Genomic DNA, 14,863 nt, shown 5'->3' with positions numbered 1-14,863 from the left:
CATGATCGCGAAGGTCGTGCCTGCTCGCGTATTCCGGCCGCCGCCTCACAAGATCCGGACATCAGGCCTCAAACTGCGACTACGCCGGAGCCCTGACTCTTGACCGCATCATCAGCAGCAAGCATCGATAGCTGTCGGTGCGCGGCTGCATGCTGCCTGGCCTGCGGCGGGTAGGTGCGTACGTGATCACACTGCTGCATGACGGAGTTCGAGTTCAGCGATTCCAGTTACGAGCGGGTGGTGAGCAACCGTGAGTGTCGCTAGTGCTCGTCAGGCATCTGATCGCTTGGGCACTGCCTCATCCTCCAGAGCACGGCGCTACGCGCCCCGCCGGTTTGAAGGCCGAGTCGCGATATGGCCGAGCGGGTCAGGATGTGTGTCTAAAGCGTGAGTGGCGGGCCTGGAACCAGTCGATGGCGATGCCGGTTTCGGTGACGCGTCCGATCAGTTCCAAGTTCGAGCCGCCGCCAACCCCGCTCACCGTCGGCCAGGTCACCCGTTGGGTCACCAGCCACCCCAGCCATCTCTCCAGTGACGACAAAGTCCAGTTCAAGGCTCTCCTGGAGCGCAGCCCCGGACTGGCCGACCTGGCACAGCACGTGCCCACGTTCGCCGAGATGACGATGAAGCGCACCGGAGCGTCCGCCCTGAAGACGTGGCTGGCCACCGTACACGCCGCGGACATTCCGCCGCTGCGCTCCTTCGCCCGCGGGATCGAACGCGACCTGGACGCCGTCATCAATGGCTTGACTCTGCCCTACTCCTCGGGTGCCGTCGAGGGCAACGTAACGAGGGTCAAGGCGCTTAAACGAAGCCGATATGGGCGGGCCAACTCGACCTTCTCCGGAAGCTCATCCTCTGTGACCTTCGGCGGTGACCCTACGTGAGGATGTCACATGATCTGCGCCAGAGCCAGCTTCTCATGGCCGCCGTCACTTGTTCGTCTGTGCCATCGGACGTTCATACTCAACGAACGACGAGACGATCCCAACGCCGGGGTGCGGATGAGGAGGCAGGAGCAGGATGATCTGGCTCCTACCCCCTCATCGGTCGGCATGAGGACTCGGCGACCATCTCAGGGATGACTTGGATCAGATCTTCACGAAGACCCAGGCCTAGATCAGGCGAGAAGGCGCCTGATGAGCGTCACAGCAGCCCCGAATGCACCGCCGCCAACAAGAGCGGCAAGAGGAAGGTTGCGGTGGGCCTCGAAGGCCAACGAACCCGCCAGTATTCCCACAAAGAAGGCGGTCGTAAGGACGACAAACGCCTGCAGGGAGAGCAAGGGACCGTGACCGCCCGGGTTCCCTGGTACATCCCCTCGGCCCCTTGCGATGGATCTGTTCCCCTCTGGGGATTTTCGCCGTAGAGTCATGAGGGTTCTTACCGTCCTTTCGGTGAGGATCAGACGCAACTATCGGCGGCTTCCTGGCTGCAACCAGGGAGCCGCTGGCGTCCGCCCACTTCGCGGACAGGCCAGCGACTCGACGCTCAGGAGCAATACTGGCCTGTTCCATGCGGAAGCACTAGCAGAAACCGACTCTTTTTCGGTTACAAACAGCAACCAAACTCATCCCGACCGTAGCAACGCGCTCTGGTCCGGTCCTTTACCTGCAGTCCTTGTCGTAAGGGTTGCGCAGCTGGCCCAGAAATTGCAACGTTGACGTTGTGCCTGATTCTCACCAATCGAGCTCAGCTCTCAGCCAGGAACTCCGTAGAGCATTCAATCGCTATGCGGCCTTGACAGGACGAAAGTGGGACGTTCGCATCAGGTCCTTGTCGATACAGCCTCTATCGTCAGAGATCATCCAACCTGTCATCCGTTTGGATCTTACGCATGCCGATGCTCTCGCCCTCGCGACACTTCTCCATACGGCAGCCGGGCAGTTGGTCGGAGGGGAACTGCTAGAGGTAAGTAGCGGTGTCCTGCCGGGCCTCAACCCGAACGACGGTTGGATCACGGCGCAGGAGGCGGCGCGGCTTGCCGGCGTGGAGGTGGGCACCGTGCGGGCCTGGATCTCCCGCGGTGGCCCCAAAGAGCATCCATTCCCGGCACCCGAAGCATGCCAACAGCGTAGGAATTTCTGGCGACTTTCGACCGTGGATCAGTGGGCGAGTGAGCAGGCGCGCCTAGACCTGGAGCGCAGGAAGGCCAGGCGACCACACCGGTAACAGTGTCCTCGCCCCGCGTACCAGGCTCGCGGCTGGACACGGACCGTGGTGTGGCATGCTGGCGATGTGATCGCCGGGCCGCCCGAGTCGGACGTCGTGGTACCCGCGCCGGTCCTGCGGGCGGCGACGGGTCGTACGTGGACAGTGGGGGAAAACGAGGTCGGCGGGCTGACCTTCCGCCTGGGCGACGGTCCGGATCGGCGGTTTGTGAAGTGGACGCCGGTGAGCAGCGGGATCGACCTGCGGGCCGAGGCGGACCGGCTGCGCTGGGCGGCGGACTTTATCCGCGTGCCCCGCGTTCTCGACCTCGGTGCGGACGAGGACGGCTGTTGGCTGGTCACCGCCGGGTTGCCGGGCGATGACGCGGTCGCCGACCGGTGGAAGAGCGATCCCGCGACGGCGGTCGCCGCGATCGGGTCGGGCCTGCGCGCCCAACACCCTGCTGACGCCCGACGAACGTTGCGGCAGGCACGTGGGTCGATGCGGTATTCGAAGGCGAGCATGTTGTGGTGCGGTTCGCGTAGTGGAGGCATGAGGACACCAACCTGCCTCGCCCACGGCTGAGGCGTTATCTATCTACGCGCGCGATTACCACGCGAGTCCTGCTACCGCAAGTACGCACCACCCATGGGGGACAGTCACCCACCATCTCCGCACGGACGCCATCTACCGAACGCAAGAACCGACCCGACCCAAGCAGTGTTGACCTACATAGAACCTTTGGCCAGTTGCTGCCACCAGGCAGCGGGGATGTCCCAGGCCCCGGCGGTGCAGATGATCTGGTCGAATGGTGCGTGCGCTGGACTTCCTGCGGCGCCGTCCGCGCAGATGACCTCGACCTGGTCGTACCCGGCTGCGGCCAAAGAGCTCCGGGCGCCGGCGGCCAGATCGTCGTCGATCTCGACGGTGACGACGTGACCGGCCGGGCCGACCAGCTCGGCTAAGAGGGCGGCGTTGATGCCGGTGGCCATACCGATTTCCAGGACACGCTGGCCGGGGCGTACCTGGAGTTGCTCCAGCATGGCGGCGACCATGTCGGGCGAGGGAGCGGATGACAAAGCGGTGCCGTCGTCGGCGCGTTTGGTGACGACGACTTGTCGGGCGTAGGCGGTCGCCAGGTCTACGCCGGGCAGGAAAATGTGGCGCGGCACCGTACGAAAGGCCGCTTCGACCTCGGGGGTGCGGAGTTTGCCGAGTGCGCGGATCTGCTCAATCAGAGCCTCCCGCATTCGCGCGATGGCCTGGGCTTCTGCGTCATTGGTGTGGGCGGTCACTGCGGCCAGCGTAGTGAGACCGGGCGCGACGAACGTCGGATCGTGTTGGAATTTTACCCGTGCCACGGGGGCGGCCAGGAGTCCTTGCTGATGGGCGGGAATGTCCGGGCGATGAGCATCGCCGGCATGTCGAGGCCAGCGTTGCGATCGTCGGGCTCGACGAACTATGGCCCGGGCTGGGAGGAGCCGCTGCTGCGGGCCTACGGCGTCGAGCCGGATCCGGTACGGACGCACTACTACCGGCTGATGTGGACTCTGGGCCCGTAATCGAGCCCGGCCAAGCGCAGCCTCGATGGACGGCTTGTGCGGCCTATTGTCCCGCGTGCAGGAGGGTCTCGGCGATCTGTTGCGCTCGGGCCAGGGTGATTCCGTTCCGCTGCTCGACGGCCAGTGGGTGGTCGGTCGGCTCCAGTTCGATGAGCGGGCGTAGCCCGATCGCGCGGGTGTGCAGGTTGGTTTTGAGATTGATCGTCGATGGTGAGTAGAGGGGCAGTTCAGTGGACAGCCAGCCGAAATAGGGTGGCTCGTTCTCTCTGCCCGGGGTGTCCCACAGCTTTGCGGCGCGGGCGAACTTCTCGGGGCTGAGTGAGACCCAGACGCCCCAGCTGAACTCCTCGTCGTGGTCGATCACGGGGATCTCGATCAGCCCGCGCAGGAAAAACGCCTGACCTTTGATCACGCACTGGTCTGAGGTCAGCGCGGAGTCCGGGTCTTCGGCCATCTCGGGTGTCCAGTAGACCGGCGCGTCCGTCGAGTAGTGCAAGGGCAAACCTTCGTGCCGCTCTCCGCAGCACGTACACGTGAACCCGAGATCATTCTTCACCGGTCGAAAGTACCGAGGCGATCATGGAAGAGGCAATCGGGCGGCAGCTCCTCCGTCGTGCCGCGGCCGGTTCGAAGGCCGAGTCGTGATGTGGGCCGAGCGGGTCAGGATGTGGGTCTGAAGCGTGAGTGGCGGGCCTGGAACCAGTCGGTGGCGATGTCGGTTTCGGTGAAGCGTCCGATCAGTTCCAAGGCCGAGCTGAGGCTTTCCGACACCTCCACGGGGTCGTCGACGTCGACGGTGATCTCGAAGCGTAGGCCGTTCATCAGGTGGTCGAGGGCGTGCGGGTCGTCGCCGTATCGCTCGTCAGGGGCCATCGGGTCGAAGGAGACGATCATGCGGCCGTCGCGGGCGTACTCCAGGTAGGCGTTGCCGCTCATGTCCATGCGGAAGCCGAGTGCCTCGCGGCCGCCTTCGCTGAGGGCGCGCAGGCGCTCGCCGTCGCCGTGTCCCGGCACGATGGCGATCCAGCCGTTGACCTCGGCCACCCAGTCGGAGCCGTCGTCGATGTTGTGGTCGAGGATCTCGCTCAGGTAGCACGGAGTGCGGGTGGTCGGATCCAGGTGGAAGTCCTTGGTGAGTTCCTCAAGGCTCGCGCCCCTTATCCATAGGGCGCTGAAGAAGAGCATCCACAGGTCAGAGTCGTCGAGCCCTTCGGTGAAGATCGTCGATTCGAGCAGCTCGTACAAGTAGGACGGTGATCGCATGGCTGCCTCTCGGCGGAGGGGCGGCTTACGAGACGACCCTCCTGGATGGTGGTTGGGGTGCCTGGTTTGATCTTTTAGAGGAAAGGGCTGTGGTGCGCAATGCGTCCGGGATGTCTCCAGGTGGATGAATCGTGGTTAGTCTCCGGCTGGGCGCGACGTTCTGGCCTACCTTTGGTGAGATGACCTACGGGTTCGCCGTTGGCGTCTCGCTCACGAGCGATCACCCGACCCTGCCGGCCGACGAGGACTGACGCATGCGGCTTACCGCGCGGGAGCTCAACCGGGCCACGCTCGCTCGGCAACTGCTGCTGGGGCGGCAGGCCCTGGATGTCGCCGAGGCCGTACGTCGTCTGGTCGCGGTTCAGGCGCAGCACGCGGCCTCGCCGTACCTGGCCTTATGGAACAGGGTCGCCGGGTTCGATCCGGCGGATTTGGACGCGGCGTTCGCCAACCGGAAGGTCGTCAAGGCGACGCTCTTGCGGATCACGCTGCATGCGGTTCATGCGGAGGACTATCCGCACTTTCACGAGGCGATGCAGCCCTCGTTGCGCGCCGCCAGGCTTGGCGACCGGCGCTTCACCAGCAGCGGGATCACGGCGGCGGACGCTGACGGGCTGATCGGCGAGTTGCTGGGGTTCGCGGCGGAGCCCCGGTCCAACGCCGAGATGATGGCCTGGATCGAGGCGCGGCTCGGTGTTCCGCCGAAGGGCGTGTGGTGGGCTGTGCGGTCGTACGCGCCGCTGCTGCATGCCGTTACCGGTGGGCCATGGTCGTTCGGTGAGCGGCCCGCCTACATCGCGGCGGGGATTCCGCCGACGGTGGGGGAAGCGGCCGATCAAGCCCTGCGGACGCTGGTTCTGCGTTATTTGGAGGCGTACGGCCCGGCGTCGGTGGCCGATGTCGCGCAGTTCGCCCTGGTGACGCGGTCCAGGGTCCGCGGCGCGCTGAACGACCTGGCCGGAGGGCTCGAACGGTTGACCGGGCCCGACGGCACGGAGTTGTTCGACCTGCCCGGGGCGCCGCGTCCGGCTGCCGACACACCGGCGCCGCCGCGGCTGCTGCCCATGTGGGACAACGTGCTGCTGGCCTACGCCGACCGCAGCCGGGTCATCCCGCCGGGCTATCGCAAGCTCGTGACCCGGGTCAACGGCGACGTTCTGCCGACGCTGCTGGTCGACGGGCAGGTCGCAGGCGTGTGGCGGCGGGTCGAGGAAGGAATCGAGACCACCGCGTTCCACCCGCTGCCCCGCGAGACGTGGGACGAGCTGGCCGACGAGGCGCGGGCGCTCATGGCGCTGCTCGCCGACCGGGAGCCCGAGGTCTACCGCCGTTACAAGCATTGGTGGTCAGCCCTGCCGGGTGCTGAGGTGCGAATCCTCGCCGATTAGATTGCGGGCGGCCCAGGCGGTGCTAATCGCCGGGGCCGGGACACCAGGACAACGCTGGCGGGGTTTCCGGGGAGGAGCTCGGCCTGCTGCTCGCCCCCGCTGTGCTAATCAGCGCCAGTTGCCTGGTCGGCGCTCCACCCGCATGAAACATGAAATTGGCCGCTCATGACCGCCCCATCAGCCATCATTACAACCAGCGAGCATTGATAGCTGTCAGTGCACGGCTGTGTGGTGGGAGTGGGATGCCGACGAAGATGGGCAGCATGGCCTACGTTTCTGCTGCTCTGTTGCCGGCTATGGCAACTGTCAGTTGTTATCCGGTAGCGAGCGGCAAGTCGCGTGACCTCGGCTTCGCCCTTGGTGGTAAACCACGCGTGACGGGCACCAGCATCCTCGGGCAGGTCGGCGTGGTCTGCGATATCCCTCCGTCTCGGCACTATCTGACGCTCACGCTGGAGCGTCGTACGAGCGAGGGAAGATGGGATGAGCAAGCGTCGGTACGGGAGACCGCCATCCCTGGCGACGAAGGGGATCCGCTCATTGTCCAGGTCCTGGCCCCATGCGAACCTGGCCTGTGGCGAGTAGGTGCGTACGTGATCGGACTGCTGCACGGCAAGGAGTTCGAGTTCAGCGACTCCAGTTACGAGCGGGTGGTGAGCAAGCGTGAGTGTCGCTAAAGCTCGTCAGGCGGCTCACCTGATCGGTTGGGCACTGCGTCCCTCCAGGCCACGGCGCTACGCCGAGCAGCCGGCCGAAGTGCCGGGCGAGCCCGGCAGGTGGCGAGGGCTCTTCAGGCGCCTTGCCGCAGTGCCCCGGCTGGTCAAGTCCGCGCCGCCGCTTCCTCGTGACACAGGCCAGGGGTGGACGCTGCGTCGTGAGAACGATGTCTGGGCGATCCGTCCGGTGCGCGGCTGGCGGTCGTGGCCGTTCGTGCCGGCGGCTTATGTGAACCGGGAGATTCCGGGTGACGACCGCGAAGCGGCGTTGAGCTGGATGCTCCTTATCGTGGGGGAATAGGGAAGGTTGCGACGAGGCCAGGATCGGCCGGTCGTCGTCGACGTAGGCGATGATCGGGGAGGCGAGATTGACGAGAGTCTTCCGTACCGATCGCATCGCCGGGAAAGTCACATTGCGCCGGTTGCATTCTGGGTGCTAGCTTCCGGCTGGGTCACGAGTTCCAGCGTTCAGCCCCGGCTTGCTGGACGGCATCCCGCTCCGCTGCGGGTGCCCCGGGTGAGGACCTGCCCCGCGCGGGGTGCGCGGGGAAACGAGCGGATCACCGGGGCGGTGCGCTACCGGGGTCCACGGATCCCGGAGGGACGCCCTGTCATGACTTCGCCCGCCCTCGTCGTCGGCTGGACGCACTATCGCCAGGCGGTCGTACGGCTCCGCACCGCCCACGGTGTGCTCGCCGTACGGGCCCGGCCGGATGCCGTGACCATTGGGGAGTTTCCCGATCCGCGTGGGTGGACGGTGCACATCGTGACCGCCTGCAATCCGGGCGGCCGTACGGTCTCGGCGGCGGCCAATGCCCGTGCTCAGGCGATGCTGGTGGCCGAGGTGAGCGGGCGGGGGCTGACCTGGTGGCCGGCCGAGGGCGGGGACGAGCGGCGCCTGCATGTCGAGGCCAGCGTCGCGATCGTCGGGCTCGACGACGATGCGGCGCGCATTCTGGGGTGGCGCTACGGGCAGGATGCGATTTTCGCCTGGGAGCCGGGCAGGTGGCGGCTGTTGTCCTGCCTCGATGACCGTGCGGAGAGCCACGGCTGGGTCGCGGACCGGTTGCCGTGCGGCGATGTGGAGAAGGGCGTTGCCCGCGCCGTGCGGCGGGTGGCCTGACCGGGGCCGCATCTCGCGGTCGCCGCGCGGGCACTGCCGCGGCCGGGCACGTCGGCACGGGGGCTTCGTGTCCTGATCGGCGATACGGTTTCCATCTCGCCGCCGACGGCCCATCGGCGTGCCGGGCACGGCGGCTGAACGGCCGAGGACCCCGGGTGCATGTACCGGTGGGCCGTCTTACGGGGGTGCGGCGGAGTCAGCGGAAGGCCGCGGCGTTGCGCCGGGCCCAGTCGGCGAAGGTGCCCGGGGGGCGGCCGAGGATTCGTTCGGCGTCCGGGCTGACGGACTGTTCGCGGGCGGTCGGGGTGCCGAGGATGTCAAGGGTGGTGTCGGCCACCGGGGGCGGCATGAAGGTGAGCATCTGGGCGCGGGCCTCCTGCCGGGTCTGCTCGATGAAGGTGATGGGCTCCCCGATGGCGGCGGCGATGGCGGCGGTGCGCCCGCGTGGGGTGGTCGGCTCGGGGCCGGTCAATTCGTAGATCGCTTTTGTGTGGCCGGGCCGGGTGAGGGTGATGGCGGCCACGGCGGCGATGTCGTCGGGGTCGATGACCGGGAGGCCGACGTCGCCGAAGGGGGCGGCGACGGTGCGGGTGGCCTTGATGGAGGGGGCCCAGGCGTAGGCGTTGGAGGCGAAGCCGCCGGGGCGCAGGATGGTCCACTCGGCTCCCGATTCCATGACGGCCTGTTCGAAGGCGGCGAAGGCGCGGCCGTGTGACTCCGAGTGCGGGCGGGTGGCCACGCCCTGGGAGGAGAGCAGGACGATCTTGCCGGCGTCGGCGAACGGGGCGATGACCTGGGTGGGGTCGTCGGCCATCATCAGGTCTCCGCCGATCAGGAGGAACACGGCGTCCGCCGCGGGCGGCAGGCCGGTGGGCGGCTGTGCGAGATCCGCGGCGACCGTGCGGACGCCGTACGGGACGTCGGACGGGGTGATGCGGCGGGAGACGGCGGTCACCTCATGGCCCTGCTCGGTGAGAATGCGGACCAGGGTACGGCCGACGTTTCCGGTGGCGCCGGTAACGGTGATCACGGGGGCGTCCCTCCAAGTTAGTTAGTTGACTGACTTAGAAGGACTGTAACACGTCTCGGCCTATAGTTAGTCAGGTGACTGACTTGAAATCGTCCGCCCGAGCCCGGACGGCCGGCGCCAAACGGCAGCGGCTCATGGCGGCCGCCGCCGAGGTCGTCCACCGGCAGGGGGTCGAGCGCACCACGATCGCCGACATCGCACACGCGGCCGATGTCCCGGCCGGCAACGTGTACTACTACTTCAAGACCAAGGACGAGCTCGTCGCCGCCGCGCTGTCCGAGCACGCCCGGCGGCTGGAGCTGCTCACCGGCCGCCTGGACCGGCTCCCCGATCCGCGCGAACGGCTCAAGGGCCTGGTCGAGACGTGGGTGAGCCAGCGCGACATGGCCGCACGCTACGGCTGCCCGACCGGCACGCTCGCCAGCGAACTCGACAAACGCGACGAGGGCGGCCTGGACGTCGAGGCGGGCAAGGTCATCCGGCTGCTGCTCGACTGGGTGGAGCAGCAGTTCCGCGAACTGGGCCAGCCGGAACCCGACGGCCTCGCCCTGACGCTGGTGGCCGCCTATCAGGGCATGTCACTGCTGGCCAACGCCTTGCGCGACCCGCGGGTCATGGACCGCGAGGGCGCCCGCCTGCTCGCCTGGCTCGACTCCCTCGAAGCCGCCTGAGATCGACATCGCATTCGTCGATCGAAGTGTGTCCAGCCCCCGTGGGTCGGCCGCGTGATTTCGGGCCGACCGCCCAGAGTGGCGGCTCGGTGGGCCGGAGGCGAAGGCCGGGCCGGTGTCCCGCACCGGAGGTTCGCCGCCGTACGGCAGTCGAAGTCGAAACAGTTCACAGAGCGGCGCGGCGGGCGTGGTGTGGCATGCTGGCGATGTGATCGCCGGGCCGCCCGAGTCGGATGTCGTGGTACCCGCGCCGGTCCTGCGGGCGGCGGCGGGTCGTGTGGTGTCGGCGGTGTGGGAGAACGAGGTCGGTGGGCTGACCTTTCGCCTGGGCGATGGCCCGGATCGGCGGTTTGTGAAGTGGACGCCGGTGAGCAGCGGGATTGACCTGCGGGCGGAGGCGGATCGGCTGCGCTGGGCGGGGGCGTTCACCCGTGTGCCTCGCGTTCTTGACCTTGGTGCGGACGAGGACGGGGGTTGGCTGGTCACCGCCGGGTTGCCGGGCGACAACGCGGTCGCGGATCGGTGGAAGCGCGATCCCGCGACGGCGGTCGCCGCGATCGGGTCGGGTCTGCGTGCCTTGCACGATGCCCTGCCGGTCGTCGAGTGCCCGTTCACCTGGTCCGTTGACGAGCGTCTGGCGGACGTTCGCCGTCGTGCGTCGGCCGGGCTGATTCGCGCGGACGCCTGGCGGTCCGACCATCCTGATCTGACCGATCTGGAGCAGGTGCTGGATGTGCTCGCCGATGTTCCGCCGGTCGATCGGCTCGTGGTCTGCCACGGTGACGCCTGTGCGCCCAACACCCTGCTGACGCCCGACGGCCGCTGCTGCGGGCACGTGGATCTTGGCTCGCTCGGGGTCGCCGATCGGTGGGCCGATCTGGCGATCGCCACGTGGAGCACGCAGTGGAACTATGGCCCGGGCTGGGAGGAGCCGCTGCTGCGGGCCTACGGCGTCGAGCCGGATCCGGTTCGGACTCGCTACTACCGGCTGCTGTGGGCGCTGGGTCCGTGATCGCACCCAGTGCTTCGGCTGCGGGGGCAAAGCGCTGGTCACGGCGCTGGACAACTAGTGTTGGCCAGCATGAGTCCGAAGATAGCGACCAACGAGATCGTGACCCGTGAACGCCTGCTGGAGTTCGTTCGTCCTCGTCACCGGGCGATCGTGATCACTGAGCGGAAGGACGGCGCCCCGCAGGCGTCTCCGGTCACCTGCGGTGTCGACGCGGAGGGCCGGATCGTGGTGTCCACGTACCCGGAACGAGCCAAGGCCCGCAACGCACGGCGCAGGCCGAGGGTGAGCGTGGTGGTGTTGTCCGACGAGTTCAACGGGCCCTGGGTGCAGATCGACGGCACCGCCGAGGTGCTGGACATGCCCGAGGCGCTGGAGCCGTTGGTCGAGTACTTCCGGGTCATCTCCGGTGAGCATCCCGACTGGGACGAGTATCGCGCCGCGATGGTTCGCCAGGACAAGTCCTTGCTGCGTATCACGCCGACGCGCTGGGGTCCGATCGCCACCGGCGGTTTTCCTGCGCGTCTGGCCGATTCCGCGGGCTGACGTTTTCGCGGGCCGTCAATCGTGGTGCGCATCGGGCGGGGGCGGTGATAATCGGTAGTGGCTGATCCGGGGGAGTCGGTTTCCCCCGGATCAGTGCTTTTCGGGCACCTCTGGGCTGGGCCGCTGGTTGTCGGCCGGGCCGGAGTTTCTCAAGGTCGTCACGTCGCCGGGTTGTTCTGAGATGTCGGTACGGCGGGCTCGGCCAGGCGTACCAGCGCTTTCGAAGTGATTCCGTCGCACTGATCAGGCTTGCTTGTCAGGGGACTCCTGACGGCCTAGGGTGTCAGGGAAAGCCTGACACGGGAGGAGTGTGCGGTGACATCGCCTGACACACAGGTCGAACTCGCTCGGTGTTCCTTCTGCACCAAGCCGGAAACCGAGGTCGACAAGCTGGTCGCCGGCGCCGGTGTGTACATCTGCGACGAATGCGTGGCCCTGGCCTCGTCGATCATCGAGTCAAGCTCCGCGGGCCCCGCCATGCCCCGCGTGCCCATGTGGAGTTCGCTGACGGACGCGGAGATGCTCAGCCACATCCCGCGCGTGGCCGCGCACATCGACCAGGCGGAGGCCGACCTGCGCTCGTGGGTGCAGGAACTGCGTCGGCGCGGCGTCACCTGGGCCAAGATCGGTGAGTCGCTCGGGATCACCCGGCAGTCCGCCTGGGAGCGTTTCTCCGGCGAGGAGTGATTCCGACATCGTCGGAAGCCCGTCTCTCGCGCGATCTGCCATTCGTTTCTGCGACGCGATGGGCGCTGATCCGGGGAAGTCGGTTTTCCCCGGATCAGCGCTTTACTCAGGCCGCGGCCAGGCTGAACCGCTGCTTCTCAGGGTCGATCGCGAGGATCTTGACCGAGACGCGGGTTCCGACGGGCCAGATCTGCTCGTGCGCGAGACCGGTGACGCCGTCGTACTCGACGAACGAGCCGAACGGCACCTGCTTGGTCACCACGCCCTCGATGACGTCACCGACCTGGTGACGGGCGACGAAATCCTGCCAGCTCATGTATTCACCTCCTTCCGTTACGAGTGGCTGTACGCGCTTCTCGTAACGGGGGCGGGCCTCTGGCCCGCGAGGTGATCAAGCCGCGGCCGGGCGCGCTTTCTGTGTACGGCCCATGGCCAACCCGGCAGTCATAAGGCAATAGTAGCGAATGCGACGGGATTGCGCGATCACGGTTTGCGCTCAAAATCGCCCGGCCGGGCCGGACTCCGTGGCGTCGCCTCGCCGACCGCTCATCACTCCACGCCGCGCCGCCTCGCAGCGATCCCCTCGACACCTATGCCTTACAGCGTGAGGTGGCCATTGGCGTACAGAATAATGTTCGGTACGTTGGCAGCATGACCGTGCAGGGCCAGGAAACAGACATCTTTGACGATCTCGCCGCCGAGTGCGACCAACTCGATCTCCTTCTCAGCGGGCTGAGCCCGGACGCGTGGGCGCGGGAGTCCGCCGCCGCGGGATGGTCCGTCTCCGATGTCGTGCTCCATCTGGCGCAGACCGAGGAACTCGCGATCGCCTCGATCGCCGGCGACACGGGGGCGTTCGCCCGCGAGGACGGGGTCTCCGTGGATGAGGCCGTGGACCGGCTGGTCGCGGCCGAGCGCGGCGTGCCGCCCGCCGAGGTGCTGGAGCGCTGGCGGAGGGCCAGGCGGGCGGCGCTCGACGGACTGCGCGCCTGCCCGCCCAAACAGCGGTTGAGCTGGGCGGCGATGCCGTTGTCTCCGCGCACATTCGCGACGGCACGGCTCGCCGAGCATTGGGCGCACGCGCTCGACATCGCCACTCCGCTCGGCCTCGACTACCCCGCCACCGATCGGCTGCGGCATATCGCCTGGCTGGGCCATCGGACGCTGCCGTACGCGTTCGCGCTGGCCGGCGAGGAGGCCGGACCGGTGCGCTGCGAACTCGTCGGCCCGAGCGGGGACGTCTGGCGCTTCGGCGACCCCGACGCGCCTTCGGTGATCAGCGGGTCGGCCGAGGAGTTCTGCCGGATCGGCGCGCAACGCCTCGCGGCGCAGGATTCGACGTTGAAGACCGAAGGTCCGGATGCCGCGAGGGCACTGCGGGTCCTGCGAAACTACGCGTCCTGATCCCCATCGTGGTCGCGCCTCGCCTCCTCACCGGCTGGATCACGCCCGGTTAGTATGAGTCTGCGGTGATATCGGCGGTTCCGATGCCGACCGAACCGTACCGGCGGCACCGGTGAGTCGGGAGCCTGCTCGGCACCGTCACGACGCAGGGGGTGCGCAGGGGGTGATGGTGGGCAGATCAACGGGCGCTCATCCGCTATTCGCGCGGCTGTACCCGCGATCCGCCGAGTACGAGGACGCCCACGGCGGGCTCGAACATCGGCGGGAGCTGCTCGCCGAGGTCGGCGGCCGGGTTCTTGAGATCGGGGCCGGGCATGGGGCCAACTTCCGCCACTATCCGCCCGCCGTGCGGCAGGTGATCGCCATCGAGCCCGAGCCTCAGTTGCGTCGGCTGGCCGAGCGGGCCGCCGCCGACGCGCCCGTCCCCGTGGAGGTGAGGGCGGGCTACGCCGAGCGGCTGCCGCTGGCCGACGGCTCGGTTGACGTGGTGGTCGCCTCGCAGGTGCTGTGCTCGGTGCGGGATCTGCCGCGCGCCCTGGCGGAGGCGGGTCGCGTGCTGCGGCCGGGCGGGCGGCTGCATTTCTATGAGCACGTACGCTCGCGGCGGCCGGGGTTCGCCCGGACGCAGCGCGCGTTGGACCTGATCTGGCCCTTGCAGGGCGCGGGCTGTCATCTGGCGCGCGACATCGAGCGGGCCATCGGCGAGGCCGGATTCGTCATCGAACGCATCCGCCGCTTCGACTTCCTGATCAACGGCCGGACCACGCCCAGTTCTCCCCGGGTGATCGGGGTGGCGACGCGGCGGTGATCGGGTGGCGGTGATGGAGGAGGCGCGGCCGGGCCGGGTCAGGCTGGGCATCAGACCGATGGCTTCCTTGGCTTGACTGATCTTCGCGCCGGCGTGATCGTGGCCTCCGCGTTTCGCGGAGCTGTCGCGGGGCCTGCGTATTCGCGGAAACACCGGTTTAGCCTGTGCGGAACTTGACGGCTGCCGCGTGGACGTGCGATGCTTCCTACGGGATCGAGGTTGACGATTAATGTAGAGTGTGGACAGGTATCTGTGTTTTGCTCTATGCTGCCTTGTCACGCTCTCCCTCGACGTCCCGCTTTCCGTTGAATCATAAGTGGTGCCGCCGTCCGGTGGGCGTGTGATCAGTCCGCGAGCCCTCGGAAGGACATCTGTTGGCAGCCTCGCGCAACGCCTCCGCCGTACCCGCCGGTCCTCGTCGCGTGTCTTTCGCGCGTATCCAGGAGCCGCTTGAAGTTCCCGGCCTTCTGGCCCTGCAGACCGAGTCGTTCGACTGGCTGCTGGG

General features: G+C 67.5%; 17 protein-coding genes and 1 riboswitch. Of the genes, 12 read left to right on the top strand and 5 right to left on the bottom strand.

Features of this window, described 5'->3' with window-relative positions; translation table 11 throughout:
• Positions 1-413 precede the first annotated feature (413 nt).
• Together AB0K60_RS37435 and AB0K60_RS37430 are read left to right on the top strand one after the other, a co-directional pair.
• Complete coding sequence (locus tag AB0K60_RS37435; RefSeq protein WP_364066518.1) at positions 414-887, top strand: transposase; 474 nt, start codon at positions 414-416, stop codon at positions 885-887.
• A 1,351-nt stretch (positions 888-2,238) separates the two neighbouring features.
• Positions 2,239-2,736 (top strand): phosphotransferase, encoded by a 498-nt coding sequence (locus AB0K60_RS37430; protein ID WP_364066515.1) that lies wholly within the window; start codon positions 2,239-2,241, stop codon positions 2,734-2,736.
• Between the two features lie 143 nt (positions 2,737-2,879).
• Here the strand turns inward: AB0K60_RS37430 and AB0K60_RS37425 are convergent, their stop codons facing one another.
• Positions 2,880-3,446: a methyltransferase domain-containing protein gene (locus AB0K60_RS37425; protein WP_364066512.1), complete on the bottom strand. Its 567-nt coding sequence runs from the start codon at positions 3,444-3,446 to the stop codon at positions 2,880-2,882.
• A 90-nt stretch (positions 3,447-3,536) separates the two neighbouring features.
• Here AB0K60_RS37425 and AB0K60_RS37420 point away from each other — a divergent pair, with 90 nt between their 5' ends.
• The gene (locus tag AB0K60_RS37420) at positions 3,537-3,713 is read left to right on the top strand and encodes a hypothetical protein (RefSeq protein ID WP_364066509.1); all 177 of its coding nucleotides are present in this window, start codon (positions 3,537-3,539) and stop codon (positions 3,711-3,713) included.
• A gap of 43 nt (positions 3,714-3,756) precedes the next feature.
• Here the strand turns inward: AB0K60_RS37420 and AB0K60_RS37415 are convergent, their stop codons facing one another.
• Together AB0K60_RS37415 and AB0K60_RS37410 are read right to left on the bottom strand one after the other, a co-directional pair.
• A complete protein-coding gene (locus AB0K60_RS37415; protein ID WP_364066506.1) occupies positions 3,757-4,269 on the bottom strand; it encodes a DUF2199 domain-containing protein in 513 nt (170 codons plus the stop codon).
• Between the two features lie 104 nt (positions 4,270-4,373).
• On the bottom strand, positions 4,374-4,976 hold the full coding sequence (locus AB0K60_RS37410; protein WP_364066504.1) for a DUF6461 domain-containing protein: 603 nt from the start codon (positions 4,974-4,976) through the stop codon (positions 4,374-4,376).
• A 254-nt stretch (positions 4,977-5,230) separates the two neighbouring features.
• Here AB0K60_RS37410 and AB0K60_RS37405 point away from each other — a divergent pair, with 254 nt between their 5' ends.
• From AB0K60_RS37405 to AB0K60_RS37395, 3 genes are all read left to right on the top strand, one after another.
• A complete protein-coding gene (locus AB0K60_RS37405) occupies positions 5,231-6,364 on the top strand; it encodes a winged helix DNA-binding domain-containing protein (RefSeq protein ID WP_364066502.1) in 1,134 nt (377 codons plus the stop codon).
• Between the two features lie 242 nt (positions 6,365-6,606).
• A complete protein-coding gene (locus AB0K60_RS37400) occupies positions 6,607-7,041 on the top strand; it encodes a hypothetical protein (protein WP_364066500.1) in 435 nt (144 codons plus the stop codon).
• Between the two features lie 489 nt (positions 7,042-7,530).
• Positions 7,531-7,642, top strand: a riboswitch (SAM riboswitch).
• Between the two features lie 51 nt (positions 7,643-7,693).
• A complete protein-coding gene (locus tag AB0K60_RS37395; protein WP_364066498.1) occupies positions 7,694-8,203 on the top strand; it encodes a DUF3293 domain-containing protein in 510 nt (169 codons plus the stop codon).
• A 196-nt stretch (positions 8,204-8,399) separates the two neighbouring features.
• Here AB0K60_RS37395 and AB0K60_RS37390 read toward each other — a convergent pair whose 3' ends face one another.
• Positions 8,400-9,233 carry an NAD(P)H-binding protein gene (locus tag AB0K60_RS37390; protein ID WP_364066496.1) on the bottom strand — a complete coding sequence of 278 codons (834 nt, stop codon included), beginning with the start codon at positions 9,231-9,233 and terminating at the stop codon, positions 8,400-8,402.
• Between the two features lie 74 nt (positions 9,234-9,307).
• On the opposite strand from AB0K60_RS37390, the gene AB0K60_RS37385 reads away from it, so the two are divergent.
• The 4 genes from AB0K60_RS37385 (at position 9,308) to AB0K60_RS37370 (ending at position 12,146) form a co-directional block, all read left to right on the top strand.
• On the top strand, positions 9,308-9,904 hold the full coding sequence (locus tag AB0K60_RS37385) for a TetR/AcrR family transcriptional regulator (protein ID WP_364066493.1): 597 nt from the start codon (positions 9,308-9,310) through the stop codon (positions 9,902-9,904).
• A gap of 277 nt (positions 9,905-10,181) precedes the next feature.
• Positions 10,182-10,916, top strand: a complete 735-nt coding sequence (locus tag AB0K60_RS37380; RefSeq protein WP_364066491.1) for an aminoglycoside 3'-phosphotransferase — start codon at positions 10,182-10,184, stop codon at positions 10,914-10,916.
• A gap of 69 nt (positions 10,917-10,985) precedes the next feature.
• Positions 10,986-11,459: a PPOX class F420-dependent oxidoreductase gene (locus tag AB0K60_RS37375; protein WP_364066489.1), complete on the top strand. Its 474-nt coding sequence runs from the start codon at positions 10,986-10,988 to the stop codon at positions 11,457-11,459.
• A 315-nt stretch (positions 11,460-11,774) separates the two neighbouring features.
• Complete coding sequence (locus AB0K60_RS37370; RefSeq protein ID WP_364066486.1) at positions 11,775-12,146, top strand: ClpX C4-type zinc finger protein; 372 nt, start codon at positions 11,775-11,777, stop codon at positions 12,144-12,146.
• A gap of 106 nt (positions 12,147-12,252) precedes the next feature.
• Here the strand turns inward: AB0K60_RS37370 and AB0K60_RS37365 are convergent, their stop codons facing one another.
• Positions 12,253-12,462 (bottom strand): S1 RNA-binding domain-containing protein, encoded by a 210-nt coding sequence (locus AB0K60_RS37365; protein ID WP_364066483.1) that lies wholly within the window; start codon positions 12,460-12,462, stop codon positions 12,253-12,255.
• A 335-nt stretch (positions 12,463-12,797) separates the two neighbouring features.
• Here AB0K60_RS37365 and AB0K60_RS37360 point away from each other — a divergent pair, with 335 nt between their 5' ends.
• Both AB0K60_RS37360 and AB0K60_RS37355 read left to right on the top strand, forming a co-directional pair.
• The gene (locus AB0K60_RS37360) at positions 12,798-13,550 is read left to right on the top strand and encodes a maleylpyruvate isomerase family mycothiol-dependent enzyme (protein ID WP_364066480.1); all 753 of its coding nucleotides are present in this window, start codon (positions 12,798-12,800) and stop codon (positions 13,548-13,550) included.
• Between the two features lie 169 nt (positions 13,551-13,719).
• Positions 13,720-14,358: a class I SAM-dependent methyltransferase gene (locus tag AB0K60_RS37355; protein ID WP_364066477.1), complete on the top strand. Its 639-nt coding sequence runs from the start codon at positions 13,720-13,722 to the stop codon at positions 14,356-14,358.
• Positions 14,359-14,863 lie beyond the last annotated feature (505 nt).

The sequence above is a fragment of the Thermopolyspora sp. NPDC052614 genome (genome assembly GCF_040678635.1).
GTDB lineage: Bacteria > Actinomycetota > Actinomycetes > Streptosporangiales > Streptosporangiaceae > Thermopolyspora.
Note: the sequence above shows the minus strand (reverse complement) of the source record. Positions and strands in the feature narration are given on the sequence as shown.

What these genes read in the sequence shown, in the direction of transcription:
- AB0K60_RS37435 (WP_364066518.1), top strand. Translation starts at nt 414, where the DNA reads ATGGCGATGCCGGTTTCGGTGACGCGTCCGATCAGTTCCAAGTTCGAG.
- AB0K60_RS37420 (WP_364066509.1), top strand. Translation starts at nt 3,537, where the DNA reads ATGGGCGGGAATGTCCGGGCGATGAGCATCGCCGGCATGTCGAGGCCA.
- AB0K60_RS37410 (WP_364066504.1), bottom strand. Translation starts at nt 4,976, where the DNA reads ATGCGATCACCGTCCTACTTGTACGAGCTGCTCGAATCGACGATCTTC.
- AB0K60_RS37405 (WP_364066502.1), top strand. Translation starts at nt 5,231, where the DNA reads ATGCGGCTTACCGCGCGGGAGCTCAACCGGGCCACGCTCGCTCGGCAA.
- AB0K60_RS37400 (WP_364066500.1), top strand. Translation starts at nt 6,607, where the DNA reads ATGCCGACGAAGATGGGCAGCATGGCCTACGTTTCTGCTGCTCTGTTG.
- AB0K60_RS37395 (WP_364066498.1), top strand. Translation starts at nt 7,694, where the DNA reads ATGACTTCGCCCGCCCTCGTCGTCGGCTGGACGCACTATCGCCAGGCG.
- AB0K60_RS37375 (WP_364066489.1), top strand. Translation starts at nt 10,986, where the DNA reads ATGAGTCCGAAGATAGCGACCAACGAGATCGTGACCCGTGAACGCCTG.
- AB0K60_RS37365 (WP_364066483.1), bottom strand. Translation starts at nt 12,462, where the DNA reads ATGAGCTGGCAGGATTTCGTCGCCCGTCACCAGGTCGGTGACGTCATC.
- AB0K60_RS37360 (WP_364066480.1), top strand. Translation starts at nt 12,798, where the DNA reads ATGACCGTGCAGGGCCAGGAAACAGACATCTTTGACGATCTCGCCGCC.